This is a genomic window from Streptomyces sp. NPDC048496, from assembly GCF_043200055.1.
GTDB lineage: Bacteria > Actinomycetota > Actinomycetes > Streptomycetales > Streptomycetaceae > Streptomyces.
Genome location: NZ_JBICXB010000048.1, coordinates 1 through 24,588 on the forward strand (window position 1 = coordinate 1; position 24,588 = coordinate 24,588).

General features: G+C 72.1%; 15 protein-coding genes, 1 tRNA gene, 2 pseudogenes and 1 riboswitch. Of the genes and pseudogenes, 7 read left to right on the plus strand and 11 right to left on the minus strand.

All coding sequences use genetic code 11. The features are described from left to right. Positions 1 to 455 precede the first annotated feature (455 nt). On the minus strand, positions 456 to 1,013 hold the full coding sequence (locus ACGFSA_RS29190) for a MarR family winged helix-turn-helix transcriptional regulator (protein ID WP_393309043.1): 558 nt from the start codon (positions 1,011 to 1,013) through the stop codon (positions 456 to 458). 133 nt (positions 1,014 to 1,146) lie between these two features. Here ACGFSA_RS29190 and ACGFSA_RS29195 point away from each other — a divergent pair, with 133 nt between their 5' ends. After that, a complete protein-coding gene (locus tag ACGFSA_RS29195) occupies positions 1,147 to 2,502 on the plus strand; it encodes an MFS transporter (protein WP_393309065.1) in 1,356 nt (451 codons plus the stop codon). Here the strand turns inward: ACGFSA_RS29195 and ACGFSA_RS29200 are convergent. Both ACGFSA_RS29200 and ACGFSA_RS29205 read right to left on the minus strand, forming a co-directional pair. Continuing rightward, positions 2,496 to 4,205, minus strand: a complete 1,710-nt coding sequence (locus tag ACGFSA_RS29200) for a SpoIIE family protein phosphatase (RefSeq protein ID WP_393309044.1) — start codon at positions 4,203 to 4,205, stop codon at positions 2,496 to 2,498. The two genes, ACGFSA_RS29195 and ACGFSA_RS29200, sit on opposite strands and share 7 nt — an antisense overlap. A 238-nt stretch (positions 4,206 to 4,443) precedes the next feature. Beyond that, entirely contained in the window at positions 4,444 to 5,850 is a 1,407-nt protein-coding gene (locus ACGFSA_RS29205) for an NAD(P)/FAD-dependent oxidoreductase (RefSeq protein ID WP_393309045.1), read from the minus strand. Positions 5,851 to 6,189: 339 nt separating this feature from the next. Here ACGFSA_RS29205 and ACGFSA_RS29210 point away from each other — a divergent pair, with 339 nt between their 5' ends. Together ACGFSA_RS29210 and ACGFSA_RS29215 are read left to right on the plus strand one after the other, a co-directional pair. Further along, complete coding sequence (locus tag ACGFSA_RS29210; RefSeq protein WP_393309046.1) at positions 6,190 to 7,047, plus strand: TetR/AcrR family transcriptional regulator; 858 nt, start codon at positions 6,190 to 6,192, stop codon at positions 7,045 to 7,047. Positions 7,048 to 7,129: 82 nt separating this feature from the next. Then, positions 7,130 to 7,357: pseudogene (locus ACGFSA_RS29215) on the plus strand (NPCBM/NEW2 domain-containing protein); the annotation flags it as partial. On the opposite strand, the gene ACGFSA_RS29220 reads toward ACGFSA_RS29215, so the two are convergent. Together ACGFSA_RS29220 and ACGFSA_RS29225 are read right to left on the minus strand one after the other, a co-directional pair. Next, positions 7,344 to 10,739: a BTAD domain-containing putative transcriptional regulator gene (locus tag ACGFSA_RS29220; RefSeq protein WP_393309047.1), complete on the minus strand. Its 3,396-nt coding sequence runs from the start codon at positions 10,737 to 10,739 to the stop codon at positions 7,344 to 7,346. The pseudogene ACGFSA_RS29215 and the gene ACGFSA_RS29220 sit on opposite strands and share 14 nt — an antisense overlap. Positions 10,740 to 10,858: 119 nt before the next feature. Beyond that, a complete protein-coding gene (locus ACGFSA_RS29225) occupies positions 10,859 to 12,970 on the minus strand; it encodes an asparagine synthase-related protein (protein ID WP_393309048.1) in 2,112 nt (703 codons plus the stop codon). Between the two features lie 1,044 nt (positions 12,971 to 14,014). Between ACGFSA_RS29225 and ACGFSA_RS29230 the strand changes: the two genes are divergently transcribed. The 4 genes from ACGFSA_RS29230 (at position 14,015) to ACGFSA_RS29245 (ending at position 19,476) form a co-directional block, all read left to right on the plus strand. Further along, positions 14,015 to 15,541: a sporulation protein gene (locus tag ACGFSA_RS29230; RefSeq protein ID WP_393309049.1), complete on the plus strand. Its 1,527-nt coding sequence runs from the start codon at positions 14,015 to 14,017 to the stop codon at positions 15,539 to 15,541. Positions 15,542 to 15,737: 196 nt separating this feature from the next. Further along, positions 15,738 to 16,994 carry an L-2-hydroxyglutarate oxidase gene (gene lhgO, locus ACGFSA_RS29235; protein WP_393309066.1) on the plus strand — a complete coding sequence of 419 codons (1,257 nt, stop codon included), beginning with the start codon at positions 15,738 to 15,740 and terminating at the stop codon, positions 16,992 to 16,994. Then, positions 16,987 to 17,796: a tRNA (guanosine(46)-N7)-methyltransferase TrmB gene (gene trmB, locus ACGFSA_RS29240; RefSeq protein ID WP_393309050.1), complete on the plus strand. Its 810-nt coding sequence runs from the start codon at positions 16,987 to 16,989 to the stop codon at positions 17,794 to 17,796. The genes lhgO and trmB overlap by 8 nt, the downstream gene beginning before the upstream one ends. A gap of 117 nt (positions 17,797 to 17,913) precedes the next feature. Continuing rightward, positions 17,914 to 19,476: a PrsW family glutamic-type intramembrane protease gene (locus ACGFSA_RS29245; RefSeq protein ID WP_393309051.1), complete on the plus strand. Its 1,563-nt coding sequence runs from the start codon at positions 17,914 to 17,916 to the stop codon at positions 19,474 to 19,476. Between the two features lie 4 nt (positions 19,477 to 19,480). On the opposite strand, the pseudogene ACGFSA_RS29250 reads toward ACGFSA_RS29245, so the two are convergent. The 6 genes and pseudogenes from ACGFSA_RS29250 to ACGFSA_RS29275 all read right to left on the minus strand — a co-directional run. Continuing rightward, positions 19,481 to 19,663: pseudogene (locus ACGFSA_RS29250) on the minus strand (aldo/keto reductase); the annotation flags it as partial. A 148-nt stretch (positions 19,664 to 19,811) separates the two neighbouring features. After that, the gene (locus tag ACGFSA_RS29255) at positions 19,812 to 20,930 is read right to left on the minus strand and encodes a M23 family metallopeptidase (RefSeq protein WP_393309052.1); all 1,119 of its coding nucleotides are present in this window, start codon (positions 20,928 to 20,930) and stop codon (positions 19,812 to 19,814) included. Positions 20,931 to 20,941: 11 nt separating this feature from the next. After that, a riboswitch (cyclic di-AMP (ydaO/yuaA leader) is annotated at positions 20,942 to 21,094 on the minus strand. 260 nt (positions 21,095 to 21,354) lie between these two features. Then, on the minus strand, positions 21,355 to 22,509 hold the full coding sequence (locus tag ACGFSA_RS29260; protein ID WP_393309053.1) for a PP2C family protein-serine/threonine phosphatase: 1,155 nt from the start codon (positions 22,507 to 22,509) through the stop codon (positions 21,355 to 21,357). A 228-nt stretch (positions 22,510 to 22,737) separates the two neighbouring features. Beyond that, positions 22,738 to 22,811, minus strand: a tRNA-Met gene (locus ACGFSA_RS29265). 98 nt (positions 22,812 to 22,909) lie between these two features. Further along, positions 22,910 to 24,112: an SPFH domain-containing protein gene (locus tag ACGFSA_RS29270; RefSeq protein ID WP_393309054.1), complete on the minus strand. Its 1,203-nt coding sequence runs from the start codon at positions 24,110 to 24,112 to the stop codon at positions 22,910 to 22,912. A gap of 97 nt (positions 24,113 to 24,209) precedes the next feature. After that, a complete protein-coding gene (locus ACGFSA_RS29275; protein WP_358858281.1) occupies positions 24,210 to 24,431 on the minus strand; it encodes a hypothetical protein in 222 nt (73 codons plus the stop codon). Between the last annotated feature and the right edge of the window lie 157 nt (positions 24,432 to 24,588).

Genomic DNA, 24,588 nt, shown 5'->3' on the forward strand with positions numbered 1-24,588 from the left:
GGCTTTCCCTTCGGTCTTGCGTTTCCGACTCTATCAGACTCTTTCGTGTCCGATTCCCGGTCGAAGCGGGCCCTCTGCGAAGCAGAAGATTTGTTGCTGCGCTTTCCAGTTCTACGCTTTCGCGTTTCCCTTTCCGGCGTTTCCGACTCTATCAGATCCTTTCGGGCCTGATTCCCAGTCAGCGGGTTTCGTCTTCCCGGCCGTTGAGCCGTTCCGACGTCCCAAACTTTAGCGGTTTTTCCCGGCCATTCATAATCGAACCTTCGAAATGAATTCCGGCATGCCGAAATCATCCCGGACGGGAGGTCGCGCAGAGTTTGGTTGCCGCATTCGCGGCGGGATCGGCTGCCACAGACCCGTTCCGGCTCCGTGACAACTTGGAGAAATTTACGGAACGACAGGGGGCGTGTCAACCCCGCCAGGTCAAGCCGTTTTCCCCGCTCGCCCCGCGCGGGTCAGTCCAGGTCCGTGAGGCGGCCGCCGGCGTCCGGTTGGGTGTGCTCGACCCTGCGCAGGAGGCGGATCAGCATCCCGCCGAGGGCTCCACGCTCCTCGCCCGAGAGGTCCTGGAGCAGGTCCTCCTCGAAGGCGGATGCCATGCGCATCGCCTCCAGCCACTTCGTACGCCCCTCATCGGTCAGTTCGACGATGACGCGTACGCGGTTGTTCTCGTCCCTGTCCCGCGTGACCAGGCCCTCGTTCGCCATGCGGTCGATGCGGTGGGTCATCGCCGCCGGGGTGAGACCAAGGCGCTTGGCCAGCTCCCCCGGGCCCAGCCGGTAGGGGGAGCCCGCCACGACGAGGGTCTTGAGGACCTCCCACTCGGTGTTGCTGATGCCGAGGTCGGCCAGCTGGCGTCCGTACCCGACGTTCATGCGGCGGTTCAGCCGGCCGAGGGCCGAGACGACCTGCTCGACCTGGGGATCCAGATCGCGGAACTCGCGCTGATAGGCGGCGATCTGTTCGTCGAGGCTCGGCTCCTGGAGGCCGGAGGGCTCGGTGGTGTCAGACATGGCGGGCAGTATGGCACGCCTTTCATTGGCGTCGAAGTCCTTCGGTCTGTACTGTTGAGCTTCTAACTTTACTGTTGAAGTCTTTGGACGTGAGTCCTTCGTGAGCTTGAGGTAGGTGAGTGTGACCAGGGAAATGGGCGCAGCGCTGCGGCGGATCCAGCTGGGGAGCGCGCTGAGCGCGTTCGGTGTGGGGTTCACCGTTCCGTATCTGTACGTCTATGTGGCACAGGTGCGGGATCTGGGCGCCGGTACGGCGGGAGTCGTGCTGGCCGTCTTCGCCATGGCAGCGCTGGCAGTCCTGCCGTTCACCGGGCGGGCCATCGACCGGCGGGGTCCGATGCCGGTACTGATCGTCGCCGCCGTGGTGGCGTCCGTGGGCGCCGCGGCCCTCGGATTTTCGTCGAACGTGTCGGCCGCCGTGCTGTCGGCCGCCGTCCTCGGTGCGGGCACGGCCGTCATGTCGCCGGCGCTCGCCACGATGCTCGTCCAGTGCTCCGGCGCCGCCACCCGTACGCGCGCCTTCGCGATGCAGTTCTTCCTGCAGAACCTGGGGCTCGGCATCGGTGGTCTGGTCGGCGGGCAGATCGTCGACACGAGCCGGCCGGAGACCTTCACGCTGCTGTTCCTGATCGAGGCGGCGATGTTCATCGTGCTCGGTGTCGTCGCGGTGACGGTGCGGATGCCCCGTTCCCCCATGCTCGCGGACGCCAGGCCCACCGACGGGTCCGCCGCGAAGGGCGGGTTGCGGATGCTGCTTTCGCACCGGGCGATGGTGCAGCTGTGTGTGCTGGGCTTCGTGCTGTTCTTCGCCTGCTACGGACAGTTCGAGTCCGGTCTTGCGGCGTACGGCACCGAGGCTGCCGGGATCGAGCCGTCGACGCTGGGCATCGCGCTGGCCGCCAACACCGCGGTCATCGTCGTGGCGCAATTCGTCGTACTGCGGCTGGTGGAGCGTCGCAAGCGCAGCCGGGTCATTGCCGCGGTCGGGCTGATCTGGGCGGTCGCCTGGATCGTGGCGGGTTACGCGGGGCTCGGGCACGGCAGCCAGACCATGGCGACGGCCGCGTTGATCTCCACGTACGCCCTGTTCGGACTCGGTGAGTCGATGCTGTCGCCGACGGTCGCGCCGCTGGTCGCCGATCTGGCACCGGAGTCGATGGTCGGTCAGTACAACTCGGCCTTCGCCCTGGTCAAGCAGCTCGCGCTGGCGGTCGGTCCGGCCGTGGGCGGGCCGATGGGGGCCTCGCTGCACGGGCCGTACATCGTGACGTTCGTGCTGTTCTCGCTGGGCATCACGGTGCTCGCACTGCGGCTGGGGCGTCGGCTCACCCCCGTACAGGATCAGCCTTCGCTCGCGGTGGTGCCGTCGCGGGTGGTGGCCGCGTCGGTGCCGGACGCCGAAGCGACAGCCACAGCGACGGCCGAGCCGGCGACCGCCCCCGTTGCGGCCCCTGCGGTTTCAGCCGCGGCTTCTGCTGCCGCTCACTGAGGCAGCGCGAACTCGCACCAGACCGCTTTGCCGCCGCCGGGTGTGCGGCGGCTGCCCCAGGACGAGGCGATCGTCGCGACGATGGAGATACCGCGGCCCGCTTCGTCCACCGGCTCGGCGCGGCGGCGGCGCGGCAGGTGGTCGTCGCCGTCGGTCACCTCGATGATCAGGCGGCGGTCGGTGCGGCGCAGTCCCAGGCGCATCGGCGGGGTGCCGTGCTGGAGGGAGTTCGCCACCAGTTCGCTGGCGGCGAGGACGCCCAGATCGCGCAGTTCCACCGGGAACCGCCACGACGTCAGGACGCCGGTGGCGAAGGCGCGGGCGCGCGGGGCCGCTTCGATGCCGCCGAGGAGATCGAGCGAGGCGTTGTGGAACAGCTCCGCGTTCGCCCCCGTGCGGGCGGGGTGCTGGACCACCAGCACCGCCACGTCGTCGTCGTGTTCGGCGGTGACCCCGAGGGAGCGGATGAGACGGTCGCAGACCACCTGCGGTGATCCCTTGGCGCCGGAGAGGGCGCGCTCCAGGGCCGCGACCCCCTCGTCGATGTCCTCGCTGCGGCGTTCCACGAGACCGTCCGTGTAGAGGACGGCGGTGGAGCCGGGCGGCAGCGCGATCGTGCCCGACGTGTGGATCCAGCCCCCGGTGCCGAGCGGCGGTCCGGTCGGGTCCTCGGCACGGCGCACCGAACCGTCCTCGTCGCGTACGAGGATCGGGAGATGGCCGGCGGAGGCGTAGACGAGCCGGTCCTCGTTCGGATCGTGGACCGCGTAGGCGCAGGTGGCGATCTGGCTGGCGTCGATCTCGGCGGCGAGACCGTCGAGCAGCTGCAGCACCTCGTGCGGCGGGAGGTCGAGTCGGGCGTAGGCGCGGACGGCGGTGCGCAGCTGGCCCATCACCGCGGCGGCACGCACCCCGCGGCCCATCACGTCCCCGATGACGAGCGCGGTGCGGCCCGCGCCGAGGGTGATGACGTCGTACCAGTCGCCGCCGACCGCCGCGTCCGTGCCGCCCGGCTGGTACGTGGCGGCGATCCGCAGGTCGTCGGGGTGCTCCAGCTCCTGCGGGAGCAGGGAGCGCTGGAGGGTGACGGCTGTCTCCCGGTGGCGGCGCTCGCTGGTGCGGAGGCGCTCGGCCGCTTCGGCGTGGTCGGTGACGTCGGCCGCGTGGACGAGAACACCGCCCTCGCTCCCCTTGCTGCTTCCGCTGCCGTCCTGCTTGCCGTGGGCGGCGGGCGTGGCGACCGGGGTGCAGGTCACGGTGTACGAGCTGCCGTTGCGGACCTTGCGGGACTTGACGGTACGGGGCGTGCCGCTGCGCAGGACCTGGTCCATGAGGGGCAGCAGGCTGAGCTCGTCGAGCTCCGGCATCGCGTCGGCCGCCGTGGCGCCGGTGGGGCGGGGACCGAAGGCTGTGGCGTAGGCGTCGTTGACGTACGCGATGCGGTGGTCGGGGCCGTACACCAGGGCGACCGGGGCGGGCAGCCGGCCGAGGAGCTCGCGGGCGGAGAGATCCTCCAGCGCGGGTCCGGGGGCCGGTTCGGAGACCTCTCCGAAGGCCTTGGGGGTGTTTCCGTCCGGTGCGGCGGACCCTGGCCCGGCCCCGGCGTGCTCGCCGCGGGCCGCGGGCACTGAACTGCGGCCGTCCCGGGCGGCGGCGCGACGCTGCGTTCCTGGTAGGCGGGCGCTCCAACGCGTGAAGTTCACGGAAATTCTGGCCTCGTGTGTCGGTCTGGTCCGCTCGGGCGGGCTGCTTCCTCTGCCGGTTCTGCTACCGGCTCTCTTCCGCCGGGGTCGGGGGCACCGGGGGCCGGCCCCCCGGTGAGGTGAGGCGCAGCCGGGCCTCGTCGTACTGGTCACTGTTGGTCACAGTCGGCCGGGTCACTCTGTACAGGTGTGGACCAACCTATGGTCACACGTCCAGTGTGACGGACCGTACTGACAGTCAGCCATCCTGCTTGGGCGGACCGTCGTCCCCGGTACGTCTGCCCCCGGCGGCGAGTTCGAATTCGGCGCGCGGGTGTTCCAGCGAGCCGAGGGAGACGATCTCGCGTTTGAAGAGTCCGGCGAGGGTCCATTCGGCAAGGACGCGGGCCTTCCGGTTGAAGGTCGGGACCCTGCTCAGGTGGTACGTACGGTGCATCAGCCAGGCCGGACGGCCCTTGAGCTTGCGTCCGTATACATGGGCGACGCCCTTGTGGAGGCCGAGCGAGGCGACGGAGCCCGCGTAGCTGTGCCGGTACTCCTTGAGCGGTTCGCCGCTGATCGCCGCGAGGATGTTCTCGGCGAGGACTTTGGCCTGGCGCACCGCGTGCTGGGCGTTGGGCGCGGTCTCCTTGCCCGCTTCACCGGCCGTCAGATCGGGAACGGCCGCGGCGTCCCCGGCGGCCCAGGCGTGTTCGGTGCCCTCGACGGTGAGCTGCGCGGTGCAGCGAAGCCTGCCGCGCTCGGTGAGGGGCAGATCGGTGGCGGTGAGGATCGGGGCGGGCTTGACGCCTGCGGTCCACACGAGCGTGCGGGTCGGGATGCGGGAGCCGTCGCTGAGGACGGCGACCCGGTCCTCGCAGGAGTCCAGCCGGGTGCCGAGGCGTACGTCGATATTGCGGCCGCGCAACTCCCGTACGGCGTACTTGCCCATGTCGTCGCCGACCTCCGGCAGGATCCGGTCGGACGCCTCGACGAGGATCCATTTCAGGTCCTCGGCCTTGATGTTGTGGTAGTACCGCGAGGTGTAGCGGGCCATGTCCTCGAGTTCGGCGAGCGCCTCCACGCCCGCGTAGCCGCCGCCGACGAAGACGAAGGTGAGGGCGGCGTCGCGGATGGCCGGGTCGCGGGTGGCGGAGGCGATGTCCATCTGCTCGATGACGTGGTTGCGCAGGCCGATGGCCTCCTCGATGGTCTTGAAGCCGATGCCGTGGTCGGCGAGGCCGGGGATCGGGAGGGTGCGCGAGACGGTGCCGGGTGCGATGACGATCTCGTCGTACGGGATCTCCAGGGCACCGGTCCCGTCCTCGCCGGTGGTGAGCGTGGCGACGGTCGCGGTGCGCTTGGCGTGGTCGATGCGCTGCGCCTCGCCGATGACGATCGTGCACTGCGCCAGCACGCGGCGGAGCGGTACGACGACATGGCGCGGCGAGATCGAGCCTGCGGCCGCCTCGGGCAGGAACGGCTGATACGTCATGTAGGGCTCGGGCGCGACGACGACGATCTCGGCCTCGCCGGACTTGAGTCTCTGCTTCAGCTTCCGCTGGAGACGCAGCGCTGTGTACATCCCGACGTAGCCGCCGCCGATGACGAGGATGCGCACACCCGGCGGCGGGCCGGGGGGTGTCCCCCGGGAATCTGAAGCCATCACCTCCCCATGACGCAACGTGCTCAGGTATTTGTCCACAGCCCCGGCAAACTGTGTGACCGGAGGTTCTGGATGGGCCGGTGGGGCCGGCCTTCGGGGCAATACGGACGCTGCGCAGGTCAGACGTTGCAGTGGGGGTGGCGGAGAGGGGCGGAATCAGGAATCAACCGGTCCTTGCTCCGATCGGGGGGCCTACCGTGCGGAACTGCCCCCTTCTGAATTGACCCGGGCTCAACTATGTTCGTATGTCGTCGGGGTGTCGGGCTGGGATGATGATCCACTCCCCGACCGACACGGCGGGAAGTCTCCGGGGGGAGACGTCATAACCGGGGGAAAGTTATGCACATTCAGGATTCGCATTGGCAGACTGCCGCTGTCTCGTCCAACGGAAACGGACACATCGGCACAGTCGGTACCGTGAGCACGGTGGGAGCGACTGTGGGCTCCGGCTCCACCGCCGGCCGCTCGGCGCCGCTGCGCGTGGACGCGCAGCGGAATCTGGAACATGTACTGCGAGCCGCACGCGAGGTGTTCGGCGAGCTGGGGTACGGGGCTCCGATGGAGGACGTGGCACGCCGCGCCCGGGTCGGGGTCGGCACGGTGTACCGGCGTTTCCCGAGCAAGGACGTGCTGGTGCGCCGGATAGCCGAGGAGGAGACCTCCCGGCTGACCGACCAGGCGCGGACCGCGCTGGGGCAGGAGGACGAGCCGTGGTCGGCGCTCTCGCGCTTCCTGCGGACCTCCGTGGCCTCGGGCGCGGGGCGGCTGCTGCCGCCGCAGGTGCTGCGGGTCGGGGTCGATGCCGACGACTCGACGGTGGTCGGGGACACGGGAGTTGCGCAGGACGTGGGCGCGGCCTCGGCTGCGGGCTCTGGCGATGTCCGGGATGAGGCGCGGGTTCCTCATCAGCGACAGGGGGCGGGGCAGGTCGGCCTCCGGGTCGTCGACCGGCACCCGGAGGCCGACGACGGGCTCTCGGACGAGGGCGCGGGCACGGCCGAGCTGCTGGAGGTCGTGGGCCGGCTGGTCGACCGTGCGCGGGCGGCGGGTGAGCTGCGGCGTGATGTGACGGTGGCGGATGTGCTGCTGGTCATCGCGACGGCGGCGCCCGTCCTGCCGGATGCGGCTCAGCAGGCTGCCGCTTCGGACCGACTGCTGGACATCCTGCTGGAGGGGCTGCGCTCGCGCCCTGCGTGACCGGGGCCGCATGAGCGGAACCGCACGAGCGGAACCGCATGACGCCGTACCGATGCAGCGGGACGGCGGAAGCAGTGCCGGCGGGGTCGACGATCTGGCGGCGGGGCTCGGCTCGGTGCGCTTCTCCGTGTTCACCGGTGCCGGGGTGCAGCTGTGGCAGTCCCCGTTGATGAACGGCACGGATCCCGCCGTACCCATGGGGATCAGTATCGCGGGGCAGCAGCGGATCCGGCTCGTCGTGGAACCGGCGGCCCCGTTCGGCGGGGTGGTGCCGGCCGACTGGGCGGAGTCGCGGATCAGCTGCCGCTGATCCGCGGGCCAGGGCTGTTCCCGTCGGAACCGATGTGGGGATCCGAGCCGCTCTCCTCGGCGCCGGGGAGCTCCGCGGCGATGCGGGTCAGGAGTTCGAGGACGTCGTCGACGGTCAGCGGGGTGCCCGCGGCGCGCTCGGACTCGTACAGCTGCCGGCCCAGTTCCTCGCGCGCCTGACGTCCGAGCTCCTCCGCTTCCGCCCGTTCCCTCCCGGTCAGGGAGCCGGGGAGCCGCCACGTCCCGGCGGCCGCCAGGACTCGTACGCCGGCGGCAGTGAAGCCGACCGCCGGGAGCAGGAGCGCCGCGCTCTGCGCCAGGAACCCGGTGACGACCTCGGCGCACCGGGCGTCCCACGCCATGCGGAGGGCGCCGGTCAGTCCGCGTACGCCGACGGCCGGACCTCCGCCCCTGGACTCCGGCTCGCGTGCGGCGATCCGGGCGGACAGTCCGTCGATCATCGCCAGGAAGTGCACGGGCGGGCTGCCGCGGCCGGCCGTGCGCTGCGCCTCGGTGACCTGCCGACGGGCCTCCGGGATCTCGCCGCGGTCCAGGGCGATGACGCCGCGCAGACACTGGACGTAGGCAACGGCGTCGTGCACCTGGTAGCGCTCCGCCTCCGCCGCGGACTCGTCCAGGCTGCGCTCGGCGGCTGCCGTGTCACCGGTCCGGTAGGCGAGATCGGCCAGGCGGGCCAGCAGGAACGGTGCCTCGGCGTGGGCCCCGACCTCGCGAGCGAGCAGCAGCGCCTCCTCGTAGGCCGCGCGCGCCTCCTCGTACCGTCCGCGCATCATGCCCGCCTCCGCGGCGGCGCCGGCGGACTGGGCGCGCATCCAGCGGTCGCCGTTGCTGCGGGCCAGCCCGCGTAGTTCGGCGAGGTCGTCGTCGACTCCGGGCATGCCACCGGGCATGTCGACGATCATGTGGGTGCGGAACATCAACGTGACGCCGTACTCCCAGGTGCCTCCATGCAGCCGGGTGTTGGCGAGCGCCGCATCGAACATGTCCCGGGTGGCGACCTCCTGGCGGATCAGGTACGAGGTCATGGGCCAGAGCAGCCCGGGAAAGCGGGCGGAACGCGGGCCCGGCGTGCGGAACGCGTCCCGCACCGTGCGGACAAGCTCCTGGAAGCGGTCGTCGTCAGGGACGTCGTCGGACGCCCGGCTCTCCACGGCGAGGAACAACTGCAGCATGCGCAGCTCCATCCGGGGCCAGTAGCGGGGATCGGTGGGGTCGGTGGGGTCGTTGCCGAGTGAGAGGGTCCGTTCGGTCCAGGCGAGGCCCTCGCTGCGGAGATTGCGCAGCCACCAGAACCAGCCCATGCCGAGCACGAGACGTGTCGCGTCCGCTTCGCAGACGTGGGCGACGGTGGTGCGGGTGAGGGCGGCGCGGATGTTGTCGAGGTCCGTCTCCAGGCGCTGGATCCAGGGGAGCTGTTCGCCGGAGCGCAGCCGGGGTTCGGCCTCCTCGACGAGCGCGGTGACGTATGCGGTGTGCGCGCTCTCGGCGGCAACCAGGGTCTCGGGAGTCTCGGCGGCGCGCTCGGTGGCGTACTCGTGGATGGTCTCCAGGAGGCGGTAGCGCATCTCGCCGGTGGGGGTCGGGGCGGCGGCGACGAGGGACTTGTCGACGAGGGTGGCGATGAGGTCGGCGGCGGTGCCCCCGGGGCTCGCGGTGATGACGGCTTCGGCCGCGGTCAGGTCCCAGCCGCCCGCGAAGACGGAGACCTGACGCAGAGCGGTTCGTTCCGCGTCGTCGAGGAGGTCCCAGGACCAGTCGACGACCGCGCGGAGGGTCTGCTGGCGGGGCAGCACGGTGCGGCTGCCGCCTGTCAGCAGGCGGAAACGGTCGTCGAGGCGGTCCGCGATCTGGCGCGGGCCGAGCATCCGGAGTCGGGCCGCGGCGAGTTCGATGGCCAGCGGAAGTCCGTCGAGGCGGCGGCAGATCTCGGCGACGGCGTCCCGTTGGCTGCCGGGCTCGGGGTCGAAGTCGGGACGTACGGCGCGGGCGCGCTCGGCGAAAAGGCGGTGGGCGCGGTCCGCCGGGAGCGGACCGACGGGGCGAACCGATTCGCCGGGGACGCCCAGGGGTTCACGGCTGGTGGCGAGGATGCGCAGGCGCGGGCAGCGGGTGAGCAGGGTCTCGGCGAGGGCGGCGGCCGCGTCGATGACGTGCTCGCAGTTGTCGAGGATGAGCAGGAAGGGGCGGGAGCCGGGGCGGGTCCGGTGCGCGAGGTGCTCGACGAGGAGCTCGGTCGGGTCGCGGCGCAGGGGCTGGCTGTCGCGGCCGCTGTCCAGGAGGAGGTTCGTCTCGCGGAGGCCGAGAGCGGTGAGTACGGCTCCGGGGACGACGGCGGGGTCCTCGACGGGGGCGAGCTCGGCGATCCAGGCGTCGGTGTCGGGGGCGGGCACGGTGGCGCGAACAGTGTGGGCGGACTCCTCCGCCAGGCGGGTCTTGCCCGAACCACCGGGGCCGGTGAGGGTCACCAGCCGGGAGCCGGCCAGATCGGCCCGGATGGCCCGGAGTTCGGGTTCGCGGCCGACGAACGAGGTGAGGCGGGGGCGGAGGTTGCCGCGCAGCGGCGCGGGCTCCGGGGGCTGGGGGTCGTCGGTGGTGGGGGCGCCCACGGCACCCCGACCCGCAGTCGCCGTCGGCTCAGTCGCTGCCAGCAGCTCCTGGTGGAGTGCCCGCAGCTCGCTCCCCGGGTCCGCGCCCAGGCCGTCCGCCAGCGCCCGGCGCGCCTCCTCGTACGCGGTCAGCGCGTCCGCCTGACGGCCCTCCGCGCAAAGGGCCCGGATCAGCTGCGCACGGAAGCGTTCGTCGTACGGATGGGCGGTGGTGAGCTCCGTGAGTTCCGGCACGAGGGCGACGGGGGTGAGGGCTCCCCCGCGCCGCAGGTCGGCCTCGATACGGCGTTCGAGGGTGGTCAGGCGGTGGGCCTCCGGGCGTCTGCCGTGGTCGCGTTCGGGCAGGTCGGCCAGGGCGGGTCCGCGCCAGAGGGCGAGTGCCGTACGGAGCGTCGCGGCGGCCGCCTCCGGGTCCCCGGACTCCAGTTCGGCCGCTCCCCGCTGGGACAGCTGCTCGAACACATGCAGGTCGATGTCGTCGGGGGCGGCTGCCAGGCGGTAGCCGCCGGGAGTGCTGGTGACGGCGGTCCGGTCCAGTGCCCGGCGCAGCCGGCCGACCAGCGCCTGGAGCGCGGCGGACGCGTCGTACGGAGGATCGCCCGCCCATACGTCGTCGACCAGATCGGCGACCGGGACCGGGCGGCCCTTGCGCAGGGCGAGCGCGGCAAGGAGGGCGCGCAGCCGCGTGCCCCCGACGGGCAGCGTGCCGCCGTGCTCGTCTCGCGCCTCGGTGACGCCCAGGATCAGGTACCGCACCCGGTCATTGTGGCCCGCGGCACCGGCCGCGTGCGCCGGGATTCCGGCGGCCGGGAGCGGCGTCGGGTATCGGGTGGCGGTCAGCGTTGCGGGGAACGACGTCGGGTATCGGGTGGCGGTCAGCGTTGCAGGGTGCGGCGGGCCGGGACCACTCCACCCGCCACCGCGCGCCGGCGGGGCGCCGCCGTACCGGTCCAGCAGGTGCCGCGGCGGGAGACGAGACGGCGGAGCCAGAGCTCCGTGGCGGCCAGGTCGGCGAGGCCGTCCAGGGGCAGCGGTTCGCCCTCGGAGGCCGCGCGCAGGGCCTTCCGTACGACCCGGGCCTCGATCAGGCCCGCGTCGGCGAGCAGCGGTGCGTCGAAGAGGGCGATCAGGTCGGGGAGAGCGGTGCGCAGACCGGTGCGGCTGACCGCGGTCGAGGTCGCCTGGGAAGGGGTGCCCCAGCCCGGCGGCAGTTCGTGGATGCCCGCGCCCGCGAGAACGCGGCGCAGGACGGCGGCGCGGGCACCCGGCTGGACGCGGAGCGATTCGGGCAGGGCGCGGGCGGCGCGTACCACCTGGTTGTCGAGGAACGGGGCGTGCAGCCGCTGGCTGCGGATCTCGGCGGCCTGTTCCAGGATCCGGTGGCCGGCGGCGTGCCGGGCGAGCGCGGCGCGGGCCCGGGCCTCGCCGGGACGCTGGACCGAAGTGGGGCGGATCGCCGCCTCCTGGAGGCGCACCGACACTTCCGCGAGCGCCTCCCCGGTCAGCCAGCGGGCGGCGGGCCCCGGCCGCGACCAGGTGAGTGCGGCGAGCGAGGCGTCGGCGGGGGTGTCGAGGTCGGGCGTGCGGCGGTTGGCGTCCGGAAGCCGGGCGGCTGCCGTTTCGAGACCCGCCCGGTATGACGTACGGGCCAGGCGGCGGGCCGCGCGGTAGACGGTCAGCGGTACGAACAGCGAGTGTGCGGACGGTCCTTCGGCTCTGGCCAAGGCGGCGACCGGGCGCAGCAGATGCCGTCGGCGGCGGTCCATCAGGAGGTCGGCGAGGCGGGCCGGGTGGGCGTCGAGGACCTGCCGGGCGCCGTCGCCGACGAAGTGGTCGGCGCTGCCCGCGGCGAGGCGTCTGCGGTGGCGTTCGGCGACGACGAGGGACGGGGCCGGTTCGTCGGTGAGCGGGCCGCTGCCCAGGTCGGCGTAGGGCAGCGCGTCCTCGCCCGCGGCGACGACGACGTGATGCAGCCGCGGGTCGGCGGCGATGACCGCGGCGCGTTCGAGTTCGTCCTCGTGGTCGCGGGTGGTGAGGTCGTTGAAGGTGACGGCGAGCAGCCGCTCGCCCGCGCCCGTGCCGTGGCCGAGGAGGGTGCCGGGCAGTCCGGGCAGACCCGCGGCGAGCAGAGCGAGGGTGGCGGAGGCGCTGCCTCCGGACAGGTCGGCGCCGATGCCGGGGACGGGCGCGCCGCGGGCGGCGCGGCGTTCGGCGGGCCCCATGCCGGGAACCGGTCCGGGGTCGGGCGGCAGGGTCTCGGGCGCGTGGCGGGGGGCCATGAGCCTGGCGCGTACCGCTTCGAGCAGCGCGTCGCGCACCCCGTCCACCGCGCTCACCGGGTCGAGCTGGGGGGCGGCGACGGCGAGGGAGGCGACCGGCTCGTACCCGGTGATCTCGCGGGAGCCCTCGCGGAGGATGAGCGCGTGCCCCGGCGGGATGCGCTTCACACCCACGTACGGAGTGCCGTCGCGCAGCGCCTCCGGCGTCTCGGGGCAGGCGAGCAGTGCGGCCAGGTGCCCGATGTCCAGCTGCGCCTCGATGAGGTCGGCGAGCGGGAGTGCGGCGGTCGCGTACGCCGTACCGCTCGCCCAGGGCGTGTAGAAGACCGGGCGGGCTCCGGCGAGGTCCCCGACGACGGTGATCCTCCGGCCGATCCGGACGACGGCCGTGTAGCTGCCCGGCCAGGCGGTGAGATGGCGCAGGGCGCCGCCGCGGGCGGCGAGGAGGCCGCGCCGGAGCTGCTCGTCGGTGGCACTGCAGCAGCCGAGGACCGCGAGGTGCGCGGTGGGTGCGCCTTCGGCGGTCTCGATCGAGGCGATCCGGATCTCGTCGGGGCGCCAGTCGCCGACCGCCCAGAGCGGATCCGGATCGCCCCACAGGAGTTGGGAGCCCACAGGGTGCACCGTGCCTCCCTCGTCGGCTGCGCCGACCGCGCCGACCGTGCCGAAGCTCGCGGCGATACTGCTCCACCCCACCAACCAACGCATCGCCGCCTCCACAGGCTGTGGACAAAACGGCGCACCTGGTTCATACCGGGAGAACTGCGAGAACATGCAGCGCCGTTGCGGAACATGCTGCCACGACAACGGCGCGCAGGAGCGGCTACGGAGGGCGCACGTCGCAAGCGCATGCGCCCCTGGCAAAAGCCGGAGGGCGGGCCGGGGGTGCCCGATCCCCACGCACTGCGGGACGCCACAACGGACTTACAGGTTCCGCTTGTTGCCTTCCCCGTCGCCCCGGGTCGTACCGGCCGAAATCCGGCCAGCCCCCGAACCGCCCGTCGACCGCGGACCGGCAGTCCGCCGGGTGTCCGCGAATCGCCCGACCCAACCACCATGGACCGACGTCATTCGGCCATTCTCGGAGAGCACGACAAGCGCCGGAACCGATTCCCTGTGCGCACGGCTTCCCGTTCCGTCCCGCTTTGCCACGAGGTCGCCCGACCGGCTCCGCGACGACCCCCTGTCGCTCCCGTACCGGCCCCCTCACGCCGGCCCCGGTCCGCTCCGGCGGCCCGCCGAACGCACAGTCCGGGAGACGTGGTTCGCCTCCCGGACCGGTCCGCCGCCTGCGGGGAATGAGGCGGCAGTGTCCCCCAGCCCACTGAGTCCAGTGCAGTGGGCCGACCCACGCAGCACCCATGGAAGCGCTCCCCCGCAGGCCGGGCCAGAGCGCACGGCCGGGCGCACGGCCACACGACAGGAGCACGTGGGGGGCTCGCCCGGCGGGGTCCGGAGCGGCGTCCGGGCAGGTCCGGCAGGGCGACCGGACCGCCGCGGCGGGACCGCCCCCGTACGCCGATCGTCCGTACGGACAACAATCCCGCCATACGGACGTCTGCCCCTTAACGGTAGGGATGCGACGAACTACGCTGGGTTCACTGAGGTTCTCGGCAGGAGGCATATTCCTCGGGGCTCGGCCACATGCGTGTGCGGCCGGAGTGCCGGGGCCCGTCCCTGGGGAGAACACGGTACGAATGCCGCGCGCCTCCCCGGTGACGCGGCTGCCGTCTGTGTGTCGAGGGGTGGCGCATGTCCAGGGAGCAACGCGGGCCGAACGAGAAGCTCGGAACCGTTCTCGCCCTCGCGGGAATCAGCAATGCCGGGCTCGCCCGGCGGGTCAACGACCTCGGGGCACAGCGCGGGCTGACACTTCGCTACGACAAGACCTCGGTCGCGAGGTGGGTCTCGAAGGGCATGGTGCCGCAGGGTGCCGCGCCCCATCTCATCGCCGCGGCGATCGGCGCCAAGCTCGGCCGGCCGGTCCCGCTGCACGAGATCGGGCTCGCGGACGCGGATCCGGCGCCCGAGGTAGGTCTGTCCTTCCCGCGCGACGTGGGCGAGGCGGTGCGTTCGGCGACCGAGCTCTACCGGCTGGATCTGGCCGGGCGCCGGGCGGGCAGCGGCGGAATCTGGCAGTCGCTGGCGGGCTCGTTCTCGGTGAGCGCGTACGCGACGCCCGCGTCGCGCTGGCTGATAACCCCCGCCGACCCGTCGGTGGCACGCGACTCGTCGGCGGCCGAGGCCGCGATCCTCGGCACGCAGGGCGCGCACGGTGCACAGCCACCGCCGGGTGCGCCGGGCGGCGCGTCCGGCATTCCCGTACAGCCGGGACCGGACTCCGTGAACGACGTCTCGCCGCTGCGCGTCGGCCACAGCGATGTGACCAAACTCCGCGAGGCGGCCCAGGACGCGCGCCGCTGGGACTCCAAGTACGGCGGCGGCGACTGGCGCTCCTCCATGGTCCCGGAGTGTTTACGGGTGGACGCGGCGCCGCTGCTCCTCGGCTCGTACAGCGACGAGGTGGGCCGGGCGCTCTTCGGCGCCGCCTCCGAGCTGACCAGACTCGCCGGGTGGATGGCGTTCGACACCGGGCAGCAGGAGGCCGCCCAGCGCTACTACATCCAGGCGCTGCGGCTCGCGCGGGCGGCTGCCGACGTGCCGCTCGGCGGCTATGTCCTCGCGTCGATGTCGCTGCAGGCGACCTACCGCGGCTTCGCCGACGAGGGGGTCGACCTCGCGCAGGCGGCCGTCGAACGCAACCGCGGGCTCGCCACCGCCCGCACCATGAGTTTCTTCCGGCTGGTGGAGGCGCGGGCCCATGCGAAGGCGGGCGACGCCGCGGCCGCGGGGGCCGCGCTGAAGGCCGCCGAGAGCTGGCTGGAGCGTTCCCGGGACGGCGACGCGGACCCGTCGTGGCTGGGCTTCTACTCGTACGACAGGTTCGCCGCCGACGCCGCCGAGTGCTACCGCGATCTGAAGGCCCCGCGGCAGGTGCGGCGCTTCATCGAACAGGCGCTGTCCCGGCCGACCGAGGAGTTCGTGCGCTCGCACGGGCTGCGGCTGGTGGTCTCGGCCGTCGCCGAGCTTGAGTCAGGCAACCTGGACGCGGCCTGCGCGGCGGGCACCCGGGCGGTCGAGGTGGCCGGCCGCATCTCGTCGGCGCGGACCACGGAGTACGTACGGGACCTGCTGCACCGCCTCGAACCGTACGGGGACGAGCCACGCGTCGCCGAGCTGCGCGAGCGGGCACGGCCGCTGCTGGTGGCGCCGACCTGAGGGCTGTCCCGCCAGGGATTACGGGACACCCCTTGGCGGCCTCCCCGGGGGCGCCCGCACCTCTCGGATGCCCGCGCGGAGTCCTCCGGGCGACGCGCAGGCGGCCGGGGGCGGAATTCTGGGCGCCACGCTGGCCTCCGCTGGTTTGAGTGCGATGTCAGTGGGTCAGTGCACTATCGGGGTGGGAGGTGGCGTGGTGATGACTCACGCGGCGTACGACTGCGATGTGCTGGTGATCGGCGGCGGGATCGTCGGCCTGTCGACGGCGTATGCCCTCACGCGGACCGCTCCGGGCACGCGGGTGACCGTGCTGGAGAAGGAGTGGGGCCCGGCGCGCCACCAGACGGGGCGCAACAGCGGAGTGATCCACAGTGGCATCTATTACCGCCCCGGTTCACTCAAGGCCCGCTATGCGGTGCGCGGCGCCGCCGAGATGGTCGACTTCTGCGCGGAGCACGGCATTCCGCACGCGGTGACCGGCAAGCTGATCGTCGCGACCGGGCGCTCCGAGCTGCCCCGGCTGCACGCCCTGGTGCAGCGCGGCCGGCAGCACGGGCTGCCGGTGCGGGAGCTGGGGCCCGCGGGGATCGCGGAGTACGAGCCGCAGGTGCGCGGGCTCGCGGCGATCCGGGTCGGGACGACCGGTGTGTGCGACTTCAAGGCGGTTGCCGAGCGGTTCGCGGCCGAGGTGCGCGGCGCGGGCGGGCTGATCAGGTTCGGGGCGGAGGTCACGGCGATCGACCGCCGCCCGTGGGGTGTCGCGGTGCGGACAGCGGACGGCCGCGTCGTGCGGGCCCGGGTCCTGGTCAACTGCGCGGGGCTGCACTGCGACCGGGTGGCCCGGCTCGCGGGCGACGAGCCGGGCATGCGGATCGTGCCCTTCCGTGGGGAGTACTACGAGCTGGCCAGGCCGGAGCTGGTGCGCGGGCTGGTCTACCCGGTGCCGGATCCGGCATTCCCGTTCCTCGGGGTGCACCTGACCCGGGGCCATGACGGCGGCGTCCACGTCGGGCCGAACGCGGTGCCCGCGCTGGCCCGCGAGGGGTACGGCTGGCCGGTCGTACGCCCGCGTGAGCTCGCGTCCACGCTGACCTGGCCGGGCTCCTGGCAGATCGCACGCAGACACTGGCGGTACGGGGCGGGCGAGGTGCACCGTTCGCTGTCGAGGAGCGCATTCACCGCGGCCGTCCGGCGGCTGCTGCCCGAGGTCACGGAGGACGACCTGCGCCCCGCCCCGTCCGGTGTCAGGGCCCAGGCGGTATTGCGCGACGGCACGCTGGTGGACGACTTCCTGATCCGCGAGGCCCCGCACACCGTGCATGTACTGAACGCCCCGTCGCCCGCCGCGACGGCCTCGCTGCCCATCGGGCGGGAGGTGGCACGCAGGGCGCTGCTCCGGGCACAGGGAACGGGGTGGAAGCCGCCCGCCGTAGAATCGGGGCATTGTGTCTGAGTCCTTGAACCCCGCCCCCGAGTCCGACGAGGCCCACGCTCTGCGCGCCGCAGCCTTCGAGCGGCAGCGCAGGCTGCGTCAGGAACCGCGCTTCCCCGGCGGACCCGCCGCCGACCCGGCCGGGTCGCACCACGAGCGCCGGATCCGCAGCTTCCAGCCGCGCCGCAGCCGTGTCACGCCCGGCCAGGAGGACGCGCTGCAGCGGCTCTGGCCGAAGTGGGGCCTGGACATCGACGGGCAGTCGGTCCTCGACCTGCCCGAGCTGTTCGACGGGCTTCCGGTCGTGCTGGAGATCGGCTTCGGGATGGGCGAGGCCACCGCGCAGATGGCGGCCGGCGACCCGGGCACCGGCATACTCGCCGTCGATGTGCACACCCCCGGCCAGGGCAACCTGCTCGGTCTCGCGGACCGGAACGGACTGTCCAACATCCGGGTGGCCAACGGTGACGCGATCATCCTGCTGCGCGAGATGCTGCCGCCGGACGCACTCGACGGGCTGCGGGTGTACTTCCCCGACCCGTGGCCCAAGAAGCGCCACCACAAGCGGCGGCTGATCCAGCCGGAGTTCCTCGACCTGGCGGCGCAGCGGCTGAAGCCGGGCGCCGTGCTCCACTGCGCGACCGACTGGGAGCCGTACGCCGAGCAGATGCTCGAGGTGCTCACCGCGCACCCCCTGTTCGAGAACACGGCGGCGGACGGCGGCTACGCACCGCGGCCCGCGTTCCGTCCGCTGACCCGGTTCGAGGGGCAGGGCCTGGACAAGGGCCATGTCGTGCACGACCTGCTCTTCGCCCGCAGCTGACCTTTCCACCGCGACTGGGTCCTCACCCGTGGCTGAGCTGCGGATTTCCTGATGGGGCGGTACGCGCACCTCACCGCCCCATGGTCAGCTGTCGGTCCCCCTCGTTAGGGTCATGGGGTGTCCGACGGGTCTGTCCAGCAGCAACAGTCGCAGCCGGCCGTCCCGCTCCTCGATGAGCAGCGGGTCGGCGAGATCCTGGCGGCCGTGCCGGAGCGGGGCCAGTGGCGCTACCGTCCGCGCCGCGTCGGCATGGTCTGGCGGAGCAAGACGTTCCGTATCGCTGCTGTCTTCACGGTGCTCGCGCTGTGCGGGCTGGTGATCCTGGCCCTGGTCCGCGCCCAGACCGGCACCGAAGGGTTCCTGGTCGGGCTGGGTCTGGCCGTGCTGCCCGTCCCGCTCCTGATGACGGCGTTCCGCTGGCTGGACCGGGTCGAACCCGAACCCTGGCGGAATCTGCTGTTCGCCTTCGCCTGGGGTGCATGCGCCGCCGCCCTGGTCGCGATCATCGCCAATTCGTTCGCGACCCGCTGGATCGCGACGGCCACCGCGGACCCGGCGAGCGCGGACACCCTCGGGGCCACGGTCATAGCGCCGGTCGTCGAGGAGAGCGCGAAGGCGACGGCCGTCCTGCTGATCTTCCTGTTCCGGCGACGGGACTTCGGCGGTGTCGTCGCCGGCGTCGTCGTCGCCGGCTTCACCGCGACGGGCTTCGCCTTCACGGAGAACATCCTCTATCTGGGCAACGCGTTCGGCGAGGACCAGCAGATCGGCAACTCGGGCCTGGCGTCGGTGACGGCCGCGACCTTCTTCGTACGAGGGGTGATGACGCCGTTCGCGCATCCCCTCTTCACCGTGCTGACCGGCCTGGGCTTCGGCTTCGCGGCGCTCAGCGCACGCCGCCACCGCATCCGCCGCATCACGCTGCCGCTGCTCGGACTGGTCCTCGCCATGGGCATGCACGCCCTGTGGAACGGTTCGGGGACGTTCGGCCCGTACGGTTTCTATGTCGTGTACGGGGTGTTCATGGTCCCGGTCTTCGGACTGGTCACCTGGCTGGCGATCTGGTCGCGCCAGCGGGAGCTGCGCACCCTGGCGACCGAGCTGCCCGCGTACGCGGCCGCCGGCTGGCTGACCCCGGCCGAGCCGCTCGCGCTCTCCTCGATGCGGGCCCGCGGCCTGGCCCGGGACCTGGCGCGCCGGCAGCACGCGCAAGTGGGGTACGGAGCCCCGGGTCACGGGTACGCCCCTGCCTACGGCCCCGCCCACGGCACTCACAGCCGGATCGCGGCTCAGGTGCGGAGCCACGCCGAGGCGCAGGCCAGGGCGCGCGGCAAGGCGGCGGCGCGGGCGGTCGCCGAGTACGAGTCGTTCGCCACGTCCCTGGCGTTCCTGCGCCGCCGGGCCGGCCGCGGGGCGGCGGAACCGGACTTCACCGCACGCGAACTGGAACTGCTGCACCATCTCTGGCAGCGCCGGGACGTGGCCGCCCCCGCCCTGGCGTACGCGGCACAGGCGACGGGCCGTCTGCGCCCGCACTACATGGCCCCGGCGCCGGTTCCGCAGCAGTACCAGCCGTACGGCGGCCACAACCCGTACCTGTCGCCCCCTGGGCAGCCGTATCACCAGCCGCCCCACGGACAGCAGAGCTACGGGAACCGGCCGCCCCGGCATCCCTGGTGACGGGTCAGGCGGACGCCTCGGTGAGTTCCGCCGGCTCCCGCTCGGTCAGCCGGAGGCCGGCGACGGCCACCAGTGCGGGCAACTGCTCGACCGTGCGGGCCGAGGCGATCGGGGCGGCTACGGCCGGACGGGCGGCGAGCCAGGCCAGGGCGACGGTCGCGATCTCGGCGCCGCGCTCCTGGGCCACCCAACGGATTCCAGCGGTGCCACTGTTCCATGCATGGTGCACGCGAAAGCCGTGGCCAAACGGACCGGCAGCCCTGACGTCGGGGGGTGAGCGTCAGGACTGCCGGGGATCGGTGGCGGGCCGGTGGGACCGGCCCGCGTTCATCGGGTCAGACCGTGAGGCCCTTGTCACGCAGCCAGGTCATCGGGTCGATGCCCGTGCCGCTCGGGCTGTGGACCTCCAGGTGGAGGTGGGGACCCGTCACATTTCCGGTGGCGCCGACGCGGCCGATGGTCTCACCGGTGGTGACCTTCTGGCCGGCGCTGACGTCGATCGACGACTGGTGGCAGAACCACAGTTCCGTGCCGTCCTCGAGCTCCAGGACCGTGCGGTAGCCGTAGGAGCCGGACCAGCCCGCCGACTTGATGGTGCCGGTGTGGATGGCCTTGATCGGGGTGCCGGTCGGCGCCGCGAAGTCGAGGCCGGTGTGGTAACCGGAGGACCACATCGAACCGGCTTGGCCGAAGGTCGAGGTGATCGTGTACGAGGAAGTGGGGATGGCGTAACTGGCGGCCAGTTTGGCGAGCCGCTCGGCCTCGGCCTTCGCCTTCGCCTCTTCCTCCGCCTTCTTCTTCTCGGCCGCGGCCTTGGACTCGGCGATGTCCTGCTTCTGCTTCGCCTCGGCTGCCGCCTTCTCCGCGGCTGCCTTCTCCTCGGCCGCCTTGGCCTCCGCGTCGGCGGCGTTCCGCTGCTGCTCGGCCTGCTGGAGGATGCGGGCGCGGAGCGCCTCGCCGGCGTCGGTGGCACCCTGCTCGGCCTCGGCAGTGGTGATGCCCGCGCTGGTCAGCGGTGCGGCGGCGGTCTTGGCCTGGGCCTGGTCGGTGGCGGACCCCTCGGAGAACAGCGCGCCCACGCCGGGGAGGGAGTTGGCGTCGGGGAGCTTGTCCGCGATGGAATCGGGAAGGGAGATGGAGACCGGCGGCTTGCTCTGTGCGCTGGCCATGCCGCCCGCGCCGACGGCCGCGATGACGCCGACGCCGAGAACCGTGGAGCTACGGGCGAGCCCGTTGCGCTGCTTGGCGACGCGGTGCCTGCCGCGTACGGGGCGGACGGACTCCTCGGTGGGGTTCCATTCCTCCCAGTCCCGGTCGGTCTCTCCGGAGCCTTCGGTCCCGAACTCGGCGGTGAACCCGGTGCCGAACTCGGTGTCCGTCCCGGATGCGTACTCAGTGGTGAAGTCGGAGCCGAACCGGGAAGGGGCTTCGGGGGCAGGCTTGTTGGACGCCACGGGGGCGCACTCCTTTCCTTCCTTCTCGCCTACCGGGTTAGCTGACGGGTTCGGAGCAGGAAGGTCTCCTACGGATTCCTCTGCCTCTCACGAGACACAGGCGTCCGATTCACCCCATGTAGGTGGTTCCCCGGTTCCCTTGCGGAATTCGGCGCTCGCGCACGGTGCCGCCACTGACGACGGCTGGGACGACCGCGCTGCGTTATCGAACGTTAATAGACACACGGGCCTGATTCCAAGCTGTTCCCACTGATCGTTCACGGTCTTGGCCTGGACTTTACTGGACACAACCGGGCAGAATCGGGCGAGCTGACGCGGACTCAGTCACTACCGCGTTTCTGACGTTGCGTCAAACGTTATGCAGAGCGGCACTCTTCGATTACGCACAGTGGCATCGTCCTCGTATGCTCACCGCAGCCGCGCCTCATTCCTGCCCGCGCCCCACGATCTTCACGGTCCTGCGCCGCTCCGGCTGCCCCTCCGCGGGCCGTACGACCGCGACCAGCGCCATGTCGTCGGTGGACTTACCGCCCGTGTGCAGCCGTACGTCATCGGTCAGCGCGGACAGCAGCTCCTCGGGCCCGGGGAAGATCCGCCCACGCAGCCGGGCCGCCGGGTCGTAGAACACCCCATGCCTGTCGCGCGCCTCGGAGAGACCGTCGGTGTAGACGAGCAGGGTCGTCCCGGCGGCCAGACCCCAGGCGTCGGCCAGGTCCGGCCACACCCCCAGCCCCATGCCGAGCGGCAGCGCGGGCACGCTCGGCGCCAGCACCTCCACCCCTCCGTCGGGGTGGAGCAGCAGCGGCTCGGGGTGGCCGCGGTTGACGATCCGCACCTCGGCGCCACCGTGCGGGATCTCGGCGAGTACGGCGGTGACGAACCCTTCGACCGGATCGATCCCGCCGCGTCGCTCCCCCTCCCGCGCCAGCGCCCGCTCCAGCCGCTGCGCCACGCCCTCCAGCGAGGCCTCGTGCTCGGCGACCTCCCGGAACGCGCCGATGATCACCGCCACCGCCTCGACCGCGTCGATCCCCTTGCCCCGCACGTCCCCGACCACCAGCCGCACGCCGTGCGGGGTGTCCACCACGGCGAACAGGTCGCCGCCGACGAACTCGTCCGCCTGTGCCGCCTCGTACCGCGCGGCGACCTGCAGCCCGCCGATCCAGTCGTTCGGCTCCGGCAGCACGGCCCGCATGGCGGTCTCCGCGATGACCCGCGCCGAAGCCAGCTGCTCATTGCCGCGCGCTACGACTCCGTTGATGAAGAAGGCGAGGATCGAGGCGGTGAGCACGGTGACGACCTCGAGGGACGGCACGACCTGCAGCACCGTGCCGCTCTCGGTCCGCAGGACGAGGATCGAGAGCAGCGAGGCGACGCCGATACGGACGGTGCCCGCCCGTGCGAAGAACGGTGCGGCGACCAGCGGGGCCGCCACGAACAGCGGCACGGCGGTGAACGGCGGCGGGGTGAGAATGTCGAACACGAGCCCGGCGACGATCAACAGCGCCGGCAGCGCGCGGACGAAGCGCCGGGAAGGGCTGCCGCCCCCGCCCCGCACCCCACGCCGCCTCTCCGCCATCCCCACCTGTGGTCTCCTGCCCGGTACGCGCAGTGGCTCCTGCGGTCTCCTGCCCGATACGCCCCACGGTCTCCTGCCCGGTACGCGCCTGGCTGCGGACGGTGCCGCACTCCACTCCCCAGGCTTGCCGGAGCGGCGTCGCACGGCGACTCCGCATCGGCCGAAGGGGGGACGGAAAACACGAATCAGGCCCGGCACGCATAGAGCGTGCCGGGCCTGATTCTTCAGTAGCGGGGACAGGATTTGAACCTGCGACCTCTGGGTTATGAGCCCAGCGAGCTACCGAGCTGCTCCACCCCGCGTCGGTGAACACAACTCTACGCCATCCGGGACGGACGGTTGACCACTTACTGATCCGGCTGCGCCCATCCGCTCCCACCCCCCCATTTGCCGGTCGGTCTCAGTTCGAGTCGGTGATGTGCGGGGCCCGCTTCGCGTCGACCACCGGCTTCGCCGTGTTCGCACCGCGCTGGAGTGCGTGGAGGATCGCCAGCCCCTGGCTGACCACGCCCGCCGCCATCTCGTTGACACCGTTGGTGCCGTTGAGCACGGTGAGGTCGGCCCCCGACATGCCGCGGGCGGCCGCGTCGGCCAGGGCCGGCAGGTTCTCCACGATCCGGTTGGCGGCGATCAGCTCCTGATTGCCGTCCCGGAGCGACGCGGCACGCGCGGTGTTGGCGTCGGCCTGCGCCTGGGCGACGGTCCGTTCGGCGTATGCACTGCCGTCGGCCTGGAACTTCGCCTGGTCCCGGGCGGCCTCGGCGAGCGTGCGCTGCCGGTACGCCTCGGCGTCCGCCGGACGCCTGACCTCCGCCTCCAGCCGTTGCGCGGCCAGCGCCGCCTGCCGCTCGGCCAGTGCGGTCTGCTCCTCGATGACCTCGTGCGAGGCCCTGGCCTGGGCGAGCGGTCCGGCCTGGGCGGCGCGGGCGTTGCACTGCTCGGTCTCGGCGCGGAAGCCGGCCCGCTTGATCGCGGTGTCCCGTTCGTACTCGGCCTTGAGCGCCGCGGCCTGCTGCTCCCGCTGGGACGCCTCCTGGTCGGCCCTGGCCTCGGCGATCCGGGCCTGGCTGGCGACGGCGGCCGCGTGCGGGGCGGCGAGGTTCTTGATGTAGCCGGTGGAGTCCTCGATCTCCTGGATCTGGAGGGCGTCCACGACGATGCCGAGCTTCTCCATCTCGCCGTGGCTGCCCGCGATGACCTCCTGGGAGACCCGGTTCCGCTCCCGGATGATCTGCTCGACGGTCAGCCCGCCGACGATGGAACGCAGGTGTCCGGCGAAGATCCGGCCGGCGAGCTCCTCCATCTGGTCCTGTTCGGACAGGAAGCGGCGGGCGGCGTTCGCGATGGAGACGGCATCGTCACCGACCTTGAAGACGGCGACGGCGCGGACGTTGAGACGGATGCCCTGCTGGGTGACGCAGTCCTCGGTGATCTCCGCCTCGCGCAGCGCCAGGGAGAGCATGCGCACCTTCTGCTTCACCGGTACGACGAAGCTGCCGTGACCGGTGACGATCCGGAACTGGGTGTCCTGCGTCTGCCGTTTCGATTTCGATCCGGAGATGAGCATCGCCTCGTTGGGGGCGGGAACGTGCCAGAACAACATGAGCGGACTCCTGCCGTACGCCTTTCTCGACGTGATGTCCCGGTGCGGCGCCGCTGTCACCGTCCCCCGGCGTCGACCCCCGGCGTCGGTTCGCGGTTCAGGACGGCAGGCGTTCGACGATCACGCCGCGTGCCGAGACCGAGTCGACGACAACGACGCGTACGTCCCTGTCGATCGACGTCGCCGACCATGCGGTGTAGGCCTCCGACCCACCCCGTACGGCCACCAGTACTTCGCCGGGGCCGTTCGGCGGGATCGGCACGGTGACGCGGCCGATCGCCCCGATCGGGCTCCAGGCGGACCCATCTGCGGCGCTCATACGCCACACGCCTCCCTCGGTCATTCCACGGTACTCCGCGCCGCCTCCGCGGGAACGGCCCCTGGGGAACGGTCCGGACGACAACGAGCAGGGGCCGAAATCTGATGATATGACTGATTTACGGTTCAGTCGTTCAGGACTGTGTCACCGAGACGAA